14 protein-coding genes are annotated in these 13,884 nt (G+C 60.6%); 5 read left to right on the top strand and 9 right to left on the bottom strand.

From position 1 onward, the window contains the following. The 7 genes from VFI82_08265 to VFI82_08295 all read right to left on the bottom strand — a co-directional run. A partial coding sequence (locus VFI82_08265; GenBank protein ID HET7184667.1) for an aminotransferase class I/II-fold pyridoxal phosphate-dependent enzyme occupies positions 1 to 823 on the bottom strand: 823 nt, incomplete at its 3' end. Positions 824 to 899: 76 nt separating this feature from the next. Continuing rightward, complete coding sequence (locus VFI82_08270; protein HET7184668.1) at positions 900 to 3,053, bottom strand: phenylalanine--tRNA ligase subunit beta; 2,154 nt, start codon at positions 3,051 to 3,053, stop codon at positions 900 to 902. An 85-nt stretch (positions 3,054 to 3,138) separates the two neighbouring features. Then, entirely contained in the window at positions 3,139 to 4,248 is a 1,110-nt protein-coding gene (gene pheS / locus VFI82_08275) for a phenylalanine--tRNA ligase subunit alpha (GenBank protein ID HET7184669.1), read from the bottom strand. A 97-nt stretch (positions 4,249 to 4,345) separates the two neighbouring features. Continuing rightward, positions 4,346 to 4,705 carry a 50S ribosomal protein L20 gene (gene rplT / locus VFI82_08280; protein ID HET7184670.1) on the bottom strand — a complete coding sequence of 120 codons (360 nt, stop codon included), beginning with the start codon at positions 4,703 to 4,705 and terminating at the stop codon, positions 4,346 to 4,348. Positions 4,706 to 4,915: 210 nt separating this feature from the next. Continuing rightward, positions 4,916 to 5,110: a 50S ribosomal protein L35 gene (gene rpmI, locus VFI82_08285; GenBank protein ID HET7184671.1), complete on the bottom strand. Its 195-nt coding sequence runs from the start codon at positions 5,108 to 5,110 to the stop codon at positions 4,916 to 4,918. A gap of 226 nt (positions 5,111 to 5,336) precedes the next feature. Then, a complete protein-coding gene (gene infC, locus VFI82_08290; GenBank protein ID HET7184672.1) occupies positions 5,337 to 5,927 on the bottom strand; it encodes a translation initiation factor IF-3 in 591 nt (196 codons plus the stop codon). 153 nt (positions 5,928 to 6,080) lie between these two features. Beyond that, positions 6,081 to 7,136: a hypothetical protein gene (locus VFI82_08295; protein HET7184673.1), complete on the bottom strand. Its 1,056-nt coding sequence runs from the start codon at positions 7,134 to 7,136 to the stop codon at positions 6,081 to 6,083. A 287-nt stretch (positions 7,137 to 7,423) separates the two neighbouring features. On the opposite strand from VFI82_08295, the gene VFI82_08300 reads away from it, so the two are divergent. Continuing rightward, positions 7,424 to 9,103: a CTP synthase gene (locus tag VFI82_08300; GenBank protein ID HET7184674.1), complete on the top strand. Its 1,680-nt coding sequence runs from the start codon at positions 7,424 to 7,426 to the stop codon at positions 9,101 to 9,103. A gap of 79 nt (positions 9,104 to 9,182) precedes the next feature. Next, positions 9,183 to 10,079 (top strand): 3-deoxy-8-phosphooctulonate synthase, encoded by an 897-nt coding sequence (gene kdsA / locus VFI82_08305; GenBank protein ID HET7184675.1) that lies wholly within the window; start codon positions 9,183 to 9,185, stop codon positions 10,077 to 10,079. Between the two features lie 3 nt (positions 10,080 to 10,082). On the opposite strand, the gene VFI82_08310 is transcribed toward kdsA, so the two are convergent. Continuing rightward, on the bottom strand, positions 10,083 to 11,255 hold the full coding sequence (locus tag VFI82_08310) for a hypothetical protein (GenBank protein HET7184676.1): 1,173 nt from the start codon (positions 11,253 to 11,255) through the stop codon (positions 10,083 to 10,085). Between the two features lie 102 nt (positions 11,256 to 11,357). Between VFI82_08310 and VFI82_08315 the strand changes: the two genes are divergently transcribed. The 3 genes from VFI82_08315 to VFI82_08325 all read left to right on the top strand — a co-directional run bounded on the left by VFI82_08315 (position 11,358) and on the right by VFI82_08325 (position 13,536). After that, entirely contained in the window at positions 11,358 to 12,215 is an 858-nt protein-coding gene (locus tag VFI82_08315; GenBank protein ID HET7184677.1) for a thioredoxin family protein, read from the top strand. Positions 12,216 to 12,238: 23 nt separating this feature from the next. Then, the gene (locus VFI82_08320) at positions 12,239 to 13,207 is read left to right on the top strand and encodes a KpsF/GutQ family sugar-phosphate isomerase (GenBank protein ID HET7184678.1); all 969 of its coding nucleotides are present in this window, start codon (positions 12,239 to 12,241) and stop codon (positions 13,205 to 13,207) included. A 116-nt stretch (positions 13,208 to 13,323) separates the two neighbouring features. Beyond that, entirely contained in the window at positions 13,324 to 13,536 is a 213-nt protein-coding gene (locus tag VFI82_08325; GenBank protein ID HET7184679.1) for a hypothetical protein, read from the top strand. Positions 13,537 to 13,541: 5 nt separating this feature from the next. On the opposite strand, the gene VFI82_08330 is transcribed toward VFI82_08325, so the two are convergent. Continuing rightward, a partial coding sequence (locus tag VFI82_08330; protein HET7184680.1) for an MGMT family protein occupies positions 13,542 to 13,884 on the bottom strand: 343 nt, incomplete at its 5' end.

Raw genomic sequence — 13,884 nt, forward strand, 5'->3', positions numbered from 1 at the left:
CGGCATGGAGCGCGATCATGTTGCCGTTGTCTTCCAGTTGCCACGCCTGCAGCAACTTGGTGGTTTCCGGCATGGCAGCCGAATAGCCGAGGCGCAAACCCGCCATGCCGTAAATCTTAGAAAACGTGCGCGCCACGATGATGCGCGGGTCATCGACGGGCTTCTCGATAAACGAAACATACTCGGGAGAATCGGTGGCAAAGTGGTGGTAGGCCTCGTCAATCAGTACGTACGCATTCGCGGGCAGCTTGCGCACGAACGCTTCGATATCGCGCCGCGGCGTCAGCGAGGCGGTGGGATTGTTGGGATTGCAGATGTACACCAGGCCGGTGTCGCTGCCGGCGCTCGCCAGCATGGCGTCGAGATCGTGCGCGTAGCTGGCGGTGAGCGGAACCTCGATAACTTGTGCTCCGCGAGCACGCGAATAGGCGAGCGAGGACTCGAACGTCGGTACCGCGGCAATCAGTTTGCGTCCCGGGCCGGTGAAGGCGCGAGAACACATGGCCAGCACTTCCGTCGAACCATTGCCGAGCAGCACCTGCTTGGGAGAGATCTTGATGGACGCAGCGACGCGTGCGACCACGTCGTTATAGATCTTGAAGGGATAGCGGTTGGCGACGCGCAAGCCTTCCACACACGCTTTCTCCACGCTCGGAAACATGCCGTATGCGTTCTCGTTGCTATTGAGCAGGCGGAAACCATTGACGGCAGCGGTGCGCGGCGGCTCGCCAAGCGCGATCTGTTCGAGCCCGCTGAATCCCACCGCAGCGGCGGTAGCGCCCAGGCCGAGCGTGCCGAGAAACGATCTGCGTGAAAACGACATGGCTCACCCCAGACCGCGCATTGTAGCAAGTACCGAGTACTGAGTACCGAGCGAAGAACCAAGCTCGAGACTCAGATCAGGCGCGCAGGGTGCCGCCTAGCGATTGCAATGCCTTGATGATCTGCTGTGACCAAAGAGCGACTTCGTCATCGCGCAGCGTTCGTTCGGGCGACTGGAAGGTCGCCCGCAGCAGCATGGAGTACTTGCCGGCAGAAACCGAGCCGCCGCGGAAGATTTCGACCGGAGCAAGCGCTCGCAGTTCCTCGATGCGCAGGCCGGAAATTGCGTTCTGAATGCGCTCGAAGGAAACGGTGTCGTCGAAGATGAAGGAGAAGTCGCGGTCGACCGCCGGAAAGCGCGAGATTGCCTGATATCGGATTTTGCGCAGCTCGTGGCGGAAGAGGCGCTCGAGGTCAATTTCGGCGATGTAAATCTCGGGAAGCTCCTGTGCGCTGAGACGCAGCTTGCGCTCGGCGGAGAGCTGCGGATGCAGTTGGCCGAAGCGGGCCAGCGTGGCGCCGTCCATGACCGCGCGCGCGCAACGGCCGGGATGGTAATAATCGGGCGCATTGGCGTCGAAGTAGAGAGTATTGAACTGGAACGCCCCGAGCAGCGTTTCCATGTCGCCCTTCAGGTCGAAAAACGAATACTTGCGCACAGGCGCATGAATACTGGGCGGAATCACCGAGCCGGTCGCGCCGATGCAGAGACGGCGCTGCTCTTCGGTGCGCGCTCCCAGGCTCTCGTACACCTTTCCCGACTCGAACAGCCGCACCTCCGCGTTGCCGCGGTTCAGATTGTAGGCCAGCATATTGAGCATGCTGGGAACCATGGACGTGCGCAGGACCGAGGCTTCCTCGCTGATCGGGTTGGCAATCTCGACCGCCGCTGCATCGGAGAAACGTTGCGCATCAGCGTGCGAAATGAACGTCAGCGAAACGGCCTCGCTGTAGCCCAACCCGAGCAGGGAAGTCCGAAGTTTTGCTTCTTTCCTGGCATCGGGCAGTTCGACGACGCCACCGACGAAGCCCGGCAGCGTGTTGGGGAAGCGGTCAAAGCCGTAGATGCGCGCGATTTCCTCAATCAAGTCAATTTCGCGTTCGACGTCGAGACGCCAGCTTGGCGCCTGGACGGCGAAATCCGCGGTCTCTTCCGCCACCGCGGCGTGCGCGCCGCCGGTTCCCGCAGGCGTCATGGACTGGACGGGCACGGCTACGGTCGCGCGCCCGGGGGTAACCGTGAAACCGAGGCGGCGAAGAATGCGTTGGACCTCGATCTCGGGAATGTCCTGCCCGAGATGGCGGCGCACCTCGGTACGGCGGAGTTTGAGCGAAGGGCGATCGAGCTTGCGCGGATAGGCGTCGATCTCGCCGCCTTCCACTTGGCCGCCCGCGGTTTGCAAGATGAGTTCGGCAACCCGCGCGCACGCGGTGGGCGTGATGCCGATATCGGCGCCACGCTCGAATCGATGCGAGGCGTCCGTATGCATCGCGTGCCGGCGCGCGGTGCGGCGGATCGAGGCCGGGTCAAACCACGCCGACTCGATCAGCACGTTGCGCGTCTTCTCCGTGATCATCGAATCGAAGCCGCCCATCACCCCGGCGAGCGCCACCGGCTTGACGGCGTCGGCAATGACCAGGTCCTCGACATGCAGAACGCGGTCCACGCCGTCCAGCGTCTTCAACTTCTCGCCGGGACGCGCGCGACGTACGATGATCTTGCTGCCCTCCAGCAGGTCGAGATCGAAACAATGCGTGGGATGGCCGATTTCCTGCAACGTGTAGTTGCTGGCATCCGCCGCATTGTTGATGGCGCGCGATCCGAGAAGTTCCAGGGGCTGTGCGATTTTCTCCGGCGACGGCGCAATCTTGACGTTGCGAATCACTCGCGCGGTATATCGGGCGCAGCCCTGCGAATCTTCAATTTCAATTTTGAATGCTGGAGCGCGCTCGCCCCCGAGCGCGGATGTAGCCCGGCCGCCCTCGGCCAGGACCTTGGGCGCAATCGCCTTTAAATCCTTGTCGTAGATCGCGGCGCACTCGCGGGCCACGCCGTAGTGATTCATGGCGTCCACACGGTTGGGCGTGAAGTCCACGTCGTAGACTGTCCGCGCGCCTTCGCCCTCGATGCCCTCGACCGAGATGCCGGCGAGCGTCAAGTCGTCGGCAAGCTTCCGCTCGTCGGCCGGGATTTCAACGAATTCGCGAAGCCATGTCGGGAGTATCTTCATTTCAAAATCGCGTTCGAGGTTTCGCGTTTCGAGTTTCACGTTTCACGTTTTTGAACGCGAAACATGAAACGTGCAACGCGAAACCTTACGCGAACTGCTCCAAAAACCTCACGTCCCCGTTAAAGAACAGCTGCAAATCGGTGACGCCGTAGAGCATGGCGGCGATGCGGTCAACGCCCATGCCGAAGGCGAAGCCACTGTACTTTTCCGCGTCGTAGCCGACGAAGCCATACAGCGCCGGATCCACCATGCCCGAGCCCAGTAACTCAATCCAGCCGCTGGCCTTGCAATTCGGACAGCGCGCCGCGCCCTGGTATCCGCCGCCACAAAAAATACAGGAGATCAAAACTTCCGCGCTTGGTTCGGTGAACGGAAAGAACGACGGCCGGAAGCGCGTCTTCACCGATGAGCCGAACAGCGACTTCATGGCGTGATCGAGCGAGCCCTTCAGATCGCAGAAGGTAATGTTCGTGTCCACCGCCAGGCCTTCCACCTGGTGAAACATCGGCGAATGGGTCGCGTCGGGCGCGTCGTTGCGATAGACGCGGCCGGGAATCACCACCCGCACCGGCGGCTTCTGCTTTTCCATGGTGCGGATCTGTACCGGTGAAGTGTGCGTGCGCAGCAGCAGACGATCGCGCGCAGGCTTCTGCTCCTGCCCGGCAAGAAAAATTGTGTCCTGCATGTCGCGCGCCGGGTGGTTCGGCGGAAAATTCAGCGATTCGAAGTTGTAGTAATCGGTTTCGATCTCCGGCCCTTCCGCCACCGAGTAGCCCATCGCCTTGAACACTCCGATGATGTCGTTCATGGTGCGGATGATCGGGTGCTCCGCGCCAAGCGGACGGCGGATGCCAGGAAGGGTGACGTCAACGCGATCGACGCGGAGCTTATCGTCGGAAGCGGCGCCGGAAACCCGCTCCCGCGTTTGCTCAACTACGGCTTCGACCTTGGCCTTCACCTCGTTGACGCGCCGCCCGACCTCGCGCTTTTGCGGGCCTGGCGCGGCTTTCAGCCATAGGTCGTTGACCTGCGTCAGAACGCCGTTCTTGCGCGCCATCCAGCGGTCGCGGAACTCCTTCCATGAACTTTCGTCGGAAACCTCGCGCGCTTCTTCGTCAAGCGCGCACACCAGTTGTGCGACGGCCCGTTCGAGAGCCTCGGGCGAATAGTCGTCGAGTTTGGGAACTGTATACATGAAAATCAAACCGCGGATTGACGCGGATCTTCGCGGATTCTTTTTCGGATGTTCGATCCGCGTTCATCCGCGCAAATCCGCGGCTGGATTTTTCCGGTTACGCCGCGGGTGCGCTCTTGGCCTGCTCCGCGAGCTTGGCAAATCCCGCCGGATCGTTGACCGCGAGGTCGGCCAGGATCTTGCGGTCCAGTTCCACGCCCGCGCGTTTCAGGCCGCTGATAAACCGGCTGTAGCTCAAACCGTTGAGCTTGGCGGCCGCGCCGATGCGCACGATCCACAGCGAGCGGTACTGCCGCTTCTTCTGGCGGCGTCCGGCATAGGCAAATTTCAGCGCGCGCTCGACCGACTCTTTCGCCGAGCGATAGAGCTTGGATTTTGTGAGGTAATAACCAGAGGCGCGTTCGAGGATCTTTTTGCGCTTGGCACGACGCTTGGTGCCGCGTTTGACGCGAGGCATTTAGTAGCTCCTTTTCTTGCGTTCACGTTTCGAGGTTTTCATGTTTCACCCGCAACTAGACAACATGAAAATCGAAACTTTTTTCCTGGCGGCTGGAGGCAGGAGTGAGACTCAAACCTCTTCACACGCCCGAAAGTTTCAGAGTTTCAATATTTCAAAGTTTCACGTTGCTCAGCGCTGAAACTTTGAAACCTCTGAAACCTTGCAACGTTAATACGGAATCATCCGCTTTACTTTTTTCTCGTCCGCCTTATCCATGATGACGTCGCGGTCGAGGTGACGTTTCTTCTTTGTCGTCTTGGTGGTCAGGATGTGCCGCGCCTTGGCGTGTCCGCGCTTGATCTTGCCGGTCGCGGTTTTCTTGAAACGCTTGGCGGCGCCACTGTGTGTCTTCAGTTTCGGCATAACTCCCCTGTTGATCGGGTAATTGCGAAATCGGGTAATTGGGTAAAGTGATCCTGACTTGCCTGACTGGAGGCGGTGCAGACACTACCCTCCGCGAACTTTACGCGAATTGGTTATTGTATCAAAGTTGCCGGCTCGGATTGGTGGCGGATGAGGGCGCTGCCCCACAATCCGCACACGAATCGGGCACAATTACCCGATTGCCAAATTACCCAACTAGCAATTTCTACGCGCTGGGCGCGGCTTGCGGTGGCGGCTGCTGTGCCTGCGGCGGACGCGGCGGCTTCGGCTTGGTTTCCGGTTTTGCCTTTGCCGGAGCCAAAATCGCGTGCAGCGTGTTACCTTCCTGCCGCGGCCGGAACTCCACGATCGCCTTGTCCCCCAAGTCGGTAATCAGCCGTTCCAGGATCTGGCGTCCCAGGCTCTGGCGCGTCATTTCCCGCCCACGGAAAAAGATCGTCGCCTTGACCTTGTCACCCTCTTCAAGGAACCGGATAGCGTGGTTTTTCTTCGTCTGGTAATCGTGCTCGTCCACGTTGATGCGGAACTTGACCTCTTTGACGGTGATGACCTTCTGGTGCTTCTTGGCTTCACGTTCCTGCTTTTCTTTCTGGTACAGGAACTTGCCGAAATCCATGATGCGGACCACTGGAGGCTGGGCGGTGGGAGAAATTTCCACCAGGTCAAGGCTCTTTTCGCGGGCCATCTTGAGCGCTTCGTAGGGGGGCATGACGCCGACCTGCTTGCCTTCGTCGTCAATCACGCGGACTTCGCGGGCGCGAATCCGATCGTTGGTGCGAATGTACCTCTTGTCGATGCAAAGCCTCCTGGGGGCGCAACAGGTCTAGGAAGTATAGCACGCAGGCAGCAACCGGAATGGCTGTATTGACGGGCTACTCGGCAGTTCGATAAATCGTAACTCAGTAGCTCAGTAGCTCAGTAATCTCCTATGCGGTACGGAGCTGCTGAGTTACTCATTGGGCGGACGCTTGTTCAGCACCGGGCTGTCCCGACTCCCGGTTTCGGTATTGCTCACCGGCGCCGGCTTCCAGGCGGATGCGTTCTCGGGCGCGATCGGGCTGACACCGAAGTCCCAGACGTACATGTTGACGTCTTTGCCCAGCATCTCCACCAGCGCATACTCGCCGGGTTCCAGCGGCTGTGCCGGCACCACCTCGATCCATTGTGCGTTCAGCGGCCGGGAGCGCGTCTGGACGTAATTCTCCTTCTGGCTGACCTTGCCGTAGACAGCGACCTCGATGGCCCCGACTACGCGCGCATCCTTTTTGGGCGTGGCGCGCACGATGCGGAAATGGTCGGAAAAATCGTGAGCCGCGGGACCGTTGCGCGCGTCCTGGTCCATGTCAATGTTGACGTAAATCACCGGTTGCGGCACATGCGACTGCACCGAGGCATGCGTGCCCTTGATCTCGATCGTCTGCTTTGCCTTGGCCAGCGGGTTGATGGCCGCGCGCAGCACGTTGCTCTTGCGGTTCTGGTTGATCTCGCCGCCGTTCTGCACCAGTTCAATCAACTCGGGGTTGTCGCGATAGATGTCCAGCAGGTAGATGCCGCCCTGTGACGGCAGGCGCAGCCCGGGCTTGATCTCCGGCGATTTCTCTTCTTCCTTCTTGCGTTCTGCCTCTTCTTCGGCATCGACGGCGGCGGCTTCCAGGTTCTTTTTCGGTTGCGCTTGCCCAAGCTCGTATTTCCGGGTGGCCTCCCAATCCACCAGCGCGGTGGGAATGTCCTCCCACTCGGAGCGTTCGGCGCTCATGTAGTGCACGCGGTCTCCGATAATCTCGCATTTTCCGGTCACCTGGTAATTGCCGTCGGTGAGGACGATGCGATGGTGCTGGTCATCGGGACGAGAGAACGGGCAGGGTTTTCCCGCCGCTTCGGCCGGTGTGGTCGCCGTTTTTGGCGTGGTCTTATGCCGCCCGGTTCGCTGGGCCGACGAGGAGATCGAGAACGCAACCGTGAATATCAACAGGCAAACCCGAAATTGCGCAAGCAACCGCATCATGAAATTATCCGCTTTCTCCGGACGGTCTGCACAGTTAGACCGCCGTTGGCTCGCCAAAGTCGCGGTCCTGCACCAGTTCTGGTGCAATCGCGACCGTTCCTTTCCGCCCCGTTTTCTGCCATAATTGGTCGTGCACCCCTCTAGCGGTACCCAGGCACAGACCACCCACGGCCTGGGGAAAGTATCCTCAAAAAATTGCCGAATTGACCAGGCTTGTGTGCTGTTCGATTCCGCGCTTCCGCAGTTCTGCAATTCCGCAATCCACAACAGGGCGAGGTCAACCAATAATGTCGGCTAAGTACATCTTCGTCACCGGTGGTGTGGTTTCTTCACTGGGCAAGGGATTGGCCGCGGCTTCCATCGGATGTCTGCTGGAGAGCCGCGGTCTCAAGGTCAACCTGCAGAAATTCGATCCTTATCTCAACGTCGATCCCGGCACCATGTCGCCATTCCAGCACGGCGAAGTTTTTGTCACTGACGATGGCGCCGAAACCGACCTCGATCTCGGCCACTACGAACGCTTTACCCACGCCAAGCTGACCCGCGACAACAACTGGACCACCGGCCGCATTTACGAGCAGATCATCGCCAAGGAGCGCCGCGGCGATTATCTCGGCAAGACCGTGCAAGTGATTCCGCACGTGACCAACGAGATCAAGGCAGCGATGAAAAAGGTATCGCAGGACGTGGACGTGTGCATCGTCGAGATCGGCGGCACCGTCGGCGATATCGAATCACTGCCCTTCATCGAGGCCATCCGCCAAATGCGCCAGGACCTGGGCCGCGAGAACACCCTGTTCGTGCACGTTACGCTGGTGCCGTTCATCGGCGTTGCCGGCGAACTGAAGACCAAGCCGACGCAGCACTCGGTGAAGGAATTGCTCAGCGTCGGAATTCAGCCCGACATCCTGCTGTGCCGCACCGACCGCTTTCTGTCCAAGGACATCAAGAGCAAGATCGCCCTGTTCTGCAACGTGGAAGAAGAAGCGGTCATCACCGCCATTGACGTCAACTCGGTTTACGAGGTACCGCTGACCTTCTCGCATGAGGGCGTGGATAAGCTGGTGCTGAAATACCTGCACATCGACGGCGGCGTGCGTGACATCAGCCGCTGGGAAGAACTGGTCAACCGCGTCAACAATCCCAAGGACGAGGTTTCCATCGGGCTGGTCGGCAAGTATGTCGAGTACGAAGACTCCTACAAATCGCTGAAGGAAGCCCTGGTGCACGGCGCGCTGTCGCAGAATTTGAAATTGAACGTCTCCTGGATTGAGGCCGAAGGGCTGGAGACAAAGGGCGATGAATTCGAATCGCAGCTCGAAGGCTACGATGGCATCCTGGTTCCCGGCGGGTTCGGCAAGCGCGGCATTGCCGGCATGCTGAACGGAATCCGCTTCGCCCGCGAGCACAAGGTGCCGTACTTTGGCATCTGCCTCGGCATGCAGACCGCCTGCATCGAGTTCGCGCGCGATGTCTGCGGCCTGGAGAACGCCAACTCCAGCGAGTTCGATCCCGCCACGCCTCATCGAATCATTTACAAGCTGCGCGAGTTACGCGGCGTCGAAGAACTGGGCGGCACCATGCGGCTGGGCGCGTGGCAGTGCAAGCTGGAGCCGGGCTCGCTCGCGGCCAAGGCATATGGAAGCCAGGAGATCAGCGAACGCCACCGCCATCGCTACGAGTTCAACCAGGAATATCGCGAGCAGATGTGCTCCGCCGGGATGCGCGTCACCGGCATTACGCCCGACGGCACTTATGTCGAGATCGTCGAGCTGCCGCAGGAAGAGCATCCCTATTTTCTCGGTTGCCAGTTCCACCCCGAGTTCAAGTCGAAACCGCTGGAACCGCACCCGCTGTTCGTGTCCTTCATCAAGGCGGCGTATGAAAACCGCCTGCGGCGCAAGGAGCAGAAGGCGGCGAACGAGGTGGAGATGTTCATGCGGCCGGAGAAGATAACGCGGTCATAGAATGTTTCAACGTTGCAAAGCAGCAAAGTTTCAACGTTAGCAGTGGACGTTTTTCTTTGAAACTTTGAAACGTGAAACTTTGAAACTTTTGAAACCTGCTTCCTTCAAACTCGGCGACCTAACCATCGGCGATGGCGGGCTCCTCCTCATCGCCGGACCGTGCGTCATCGAGTCGGAAGAACACGCCATCCGGATGGCGGAATGCATCAACGGCGTAGCTCGCGCGCTGCGCATCCCTTTCATCTTCAAAGCCAGTTACGACAAGGCGAACCGCACTTCGCTGAAGAGCTATCGCGGGCCCGGAATTGCCGAAGGACTGCGCATCCTGGGCAAAATCCGCGACACGGTGCACCTCCCGGTGCTTACCGACGTGCACGACGCCCACGACGTCAAAATCGTCTCTGATTTCGTGGATGTGCTGCAGATTCCGGCGTTTCTCTGCCGCCAGACCGACCTGCTGGTCGCCGCCGCCAAAACGGGCAAGGTCATCAACATCAAGAAAGGCCAGTTCGTGTCGCCGTGGGACATGCGCCACGCGGTAGAGAAGGTGCGCGAGTCCGGCAACGACCGCGTTCTGCTCACCGAACGCGGTTCATCCTTCGGCTACAACAATCTCGTTGTGGACATGCGCTCGCTGCCGATCATGCGCAAGCTGGCGCCGGTGGTCTTCGACGCGACGCACTCCGTGCAACTTCCGTCCGCAGGGTCGGACAATGTCGCCCAGGCGCCGTCGGCCGGGTCGGACGACGGTACCGTCCAATCCGGCGGCCAGCCTGAATTCATTCCGATCCTTGCGCGCGCTGCGGTAGCAGCTGGTGTGGACGGAATCTTTGTCGAGGTGCACGACAACCCCGCCGCCGCGCTCTCCGACGGCGCCAATGCTCTCGACCTGAAGTGGCTTCGCCCGGTGCTGACCGAATTGCTGGCCGTGCACGGAGCACTGCAGAACGCCATCGCGGCAGATAAGCAGAATTGATTTTTACAGGGCGACGACTTGCTGGATAAGCGAGTCCTTCAGCAGGCGTTCCGTCTTTCCATTCGCTTGCCGCAGAAAAAGTGCGCTGCCGTTGGAGTAAAGCAGCGAGCCATCCGGGCAGAGGTCGAAGTGCACGACGCCGCGCTCCAGCACTTCGGTGGCGCCGCTCGCGTCCTGCTTCACCAGTTCCCAGGTTTTCGGTACCAGCGCGGGGGCATCGTCGCCGTTGGTTTCGCGCGCCGCTTTCTGCGCGTTGATGAGGTTTCCCCAGATCATCATCTGCCGGACGTCGGCCTCGCGCTGCGCCGTGCCGCCCGCCGCGGTCAGCGTCTTGCCCGTGTAGCGCATGCTGAAGAAATTGATGTACTGGAAAATGGCGTACAGCAGCCGGAAGGGCAGCAGAACAAAATCGAGCGCCACGCGCAGCGGGTTCATCTTCGGCGTAAGCGTCTGGTACGGCCGGCGGATGTAATACAGCGTGCCATCCGCCGCGACCTTCGGTCCCAGCAGATCGAAATGCGGGTCCTGGGCGAGAGTGGTTACCTGCCCGCCTTCGATGTCGAGCTTCTGGATGGCGAACGGCCCGCGTCCCACCGCATAACCGCCTGGCGTGCGCGCCATGCCCGCGGACTGGTAAACGATTTCGTTGGCTGACGTCCACGTGGGCGATTCATCCTGCGTGTCGCCTTGCGTGACCTCGGCCATGCCGCTGCCGTCGGCGCCGATCACGGCGATGGTCGAGCTGCCGTTGCGGTGGTTGCAGACGCACGCGATGCGGTCGCCGAGACCATAGGCAGTGTCACTAACGCGGTAATCGTTGGTGTGGAATAGTCTCTGCTCCACGCCGTCGCGGACGCGGAACAGGCCGCCGACCTCGGGCGTGGTCAGGGCATAGAACAGTTCGCCGCTGCGGGAGCCGCGCGTGACGCCGGTGATGCGGATCGGGATCTCGGCGGGATCGCGATCGCCCATGCCCCACAGCGCGCCGCCGCCGCGCATGAACTGCGCGCCGCGTCCGGCCGTTTTCCACTCGTAGCGTTGGTGCAGTTCCAGCATGCGCCGGCGCATGGATTGGCCAAACTGGCTCTCCACGATCTGCGCCGTGCCATTGCCGTCCTGCACGTGCAGCTTGCCTGCTGCCAGGTACGCCACCGCTTGTCCCTGTTCCACCGGCATAGCAGCGCCATGCTACCAGCGTACGGGAAAGTCCAAGCATTACTAAGGTAAGTGAACGTGCACAGTGGGTAAATGCGGTATAAACAGAATGTGATTCGTTTTGTGGTTCGACTTGTTTGTTGGTTATGCGTCTGGACGCTCGCCTGCGCCGCGCAAACGCTGCCGCTCGGACTGGGCGCTGCGGTCGAGCAGTGGAAGGCTGCCGTCACCGTCGGTGACAACGCCGCGCTGCTGGCGCTCTATTCGACCAACCCGCCGGCATCAATCGTCTCTTCCGACGGCAAGCAGCAGTTTCCGGTCAGCGCCGAGACCGACTTCTGGTCCCAAACCCGTGCCGCGGGCATGAAGCAGCCGGCGGTGAGCGTTCTGAATGCCGAAAGCAAGAACGGCATGATGATCCTCAGCGTGGAGGTCGCCTTTCGCGCCAGCACCCCGTCCGGCGTGCGCCAACGCTACGTGCTCGAACAGCAAGGCTGGATGCAGCAGCCGCAGGGTTGGCGCATCGCCGTGAGCAGTCACACGCCGGTGCTGAAAATGCGCCCGGTGGGAAAACTGAACCCGCATCTCTACGAAAAAGACGCCGACGCCAAGGCAGAGATTCGCGAGGCCCTGGCCAAGGCGGCGCGAGCGCACAAGCGCGTGCTGCTCGTCTTCGGCGGCAACTGGTGCTACGACTGCCACGTGCTCGACGCCGCCTTTCACCAGTCGGACGTCTCCCCCCTGCTCCATGCCAACTTCCTGGTTGTTCACGTCGATATCGGAGAGATGAACAAGAACCTCGACGTGGCCCAGAAGTACGGCGTGCCTATCGAAAAAGGTGTTCCCGCGCTGGCCGTGCTCGCGCCCGACGGCACATTGCTCTATAGCCAGCAGCATGGCGAATTCGAATCCGCGCGCAGCATGGATCCCGACGACCTGCTCGCCTTTCTGAAGAAATGGAAACCAGCCGCGGCCCGCTGATCTGCTAACATCGCCTGTCTCCCATGCCCGCAAAGACCGGCGAAAATGTCGTTCGCATTGAGGCTGACGCGCTGCGCGCGCTCGCCGATCGTCTGGCAGGCACGATGGCGAAGGCTTTCGCCGATGCCGTGGAATGTCTCTACTCCTGCGGCGGACGCGTGGTCGTAACCGGCATGGGAAAAAGCGGGCTGGTCGCGCGCAAGATCGCCGCCACGCTGTCGTCCACCGGCACACCATCATTGTTCATGCACCCGGTCGAAGCCCTGCACGGAGACCTGGGGATGATCGTGCGCGGCGATGTCGTACTCGCGCTGTCGCAGAGCGGCGACTCCGAGGAGATACTCTCCCTGGTTCCCAACATCAAGCGCCTCGACGTGAAATTGCTGGCGATGACCGGCGCGGTGCGCTCCACGCTGGCGCAGGCCGCAGACATCGTGTTGGATTGCTCCGTGGCGCAGGAGGCCTGCAGCCTGGGGCTGGCGCCCACGGCATCTACTACTACCATGGTCGCGCTCGGTGACGCGCTGGCGGTCGCGCTGGCCGAGAAGCGCGGATTTAAAGAAGAAGATTTTGCCGATCTCCATCCCGGCGGCAAGCTGGGCAAGAAACTGGCGCGCGTCTCCCGGCTGATGCACACCGGCGAAGCCATCCCTCGCGTCGCAGCGCAGACGCCGATGTCGCAGGTGATTTACGAGATGTCGCGCAAACATCTCGGCATCACTACTGTCACGGACGGTGACACCCTGCTCGGAATCATCAGCGATGGTGACCTCCGCCGCCTGCTGGAGCGCCGCGGCAAGGACGTGCTCGACCTTGCGGCCGGCGACTGCATGACCCGCAACCCCAAAACGATCCGGCCGGAGGCCTTTGCCACCGCCGCACTCAACATCATGGAGCAGAAGAAAATCACTTCGCTGGCGGTGGTCGACGACAATGGCCGCTTGCAGGGCGTCATCCACCTGCACGATCTCTGGGGTACGGAAATGGTGTAAGGGGATTTGAAATTGGAAATTTGAAAACTTGAAATTTACGACACCGTTTCGGCCCTATTCTTCATCTGATTTACACGGGCGCTCTGGATAAATTTCCAATTTCCAAATTTGAAATTATGTATCACTACGACGTCAACACCGCTCTCGAGGAACTCAGGGAAGAAGCCATCCTTCCCAACCCCGTCCACGTGCGCGACATGCTGCTGCGCGCCAAGCTATCGCCCGACCGCTCGCTGGAGTTGAACCGGTTGTTCGTCGAGTATCAGCGGCAGTTTGGCGAGTTGCAGAAAGTAGGGAAGGAACTGCTGTCGCACCTGGCAGGCCGATGAGGTCTTCAGTCTGAGGAACGCCGCTTGTTTCGCTTCGCGCGAGAGATCTTCTTGCGCGCGAAGAACGCGAACCGGCACTTGTCCATATCCACTCGCAGCCCGACGAAGTGCACGCCTTCATTTTCCAGCCGGAAGCGTTGTTCCATAGCCGCTTCGCCGGTCAACAGGATTTTGCCGCCGGCGCCGACCACGCGCTGCCAGGGCAGGCCGCTCGAAGAGTGCAGCGCCCAGACTACTTGCCTCGCCGCGCCGGGAAATCCAGCGGCGTAGGCAACGTCGCCGTAGGTCGCAACTTTCCCGCGCGGAATGCGCCGCACCTGGCGCAGGATTTTCGCGAACATGCCATTC

It is taken from the genome of Terriglobales bacterium (genome assembly GCA_035691485.1).
In the GTDB taxonomy this organism is placed as follows: domain Bacteria; phylum Acidobacteriota; class Terriglobia; order Terriglobales; family Acidobacteriaceae; genus JAIQGF01.

Excerpts from the sequence above, each read along its gene's own strand:
- VFI82_08300 (HET7184674.1), top strand. The coding sequence starts at position 7,424 with ATGTCGGCTAAGTACATCTTCGTCACCGGTGGTGTGGTTTCTTCACTG.
- pheS (HET7184669.1), bottom strand. The coding sequence starts at position 4,248 with ATGTATACAGTTCCCAAACTCGACGACTATTCGCCCGAGGCTCTCGAA.
- rplT (HET7184670.1), bottom strand. The coding sequence starts at position 4,705 with ATGCCTCGCGTCAAACGCGGCACCAAGCGTCGTGCCAAGCGCAAAAAG.
- VFI82_08325 (HET7184679.1), top strand. The coding sequence starts at position 13,324 with ATGTATCACTACGACGTCAACACCGCTCTCGAGGAACTCAGGGAAGAA.
- VFI82_08320 (HET7184678.1), top strand. The coding sequence starts at position 12,239 with ATGCCCGCAAAGACCGGCGAAAATGTCGTTCGCATTGAGGCTGACGCG.
- VFI82_08270 (HET7184668.1), bottom strand. The coding sequence starts at position 3,053 with ATGAAGATACTCCCGACATGGCTTCGCGAATTCGTTGAAATCCCGGCC.
- rpmI (HET7184671.1), bottom strand. The coding sequence starts at position 5,110 with ATGCCGAAACTGAAGACACACAGTGGCGCCGCCAAGCGTTTCAAGAAA.
- VFI82_08310 (HET7184676.1), bottom strand. The coding sequence starts at position 11,255 with ATGCCGGTGGAACAGGGACAAGCGGTGGCGTACCTGGCAGCAGGCAAG.
- VFI82_08295 (HET7184673.1), bottom strand. The coding sequence starts at position 7,136 with ATGATGCGGTTGCTTGCGCAATTTCGGGTTTGCCTGTTGATATTCACG.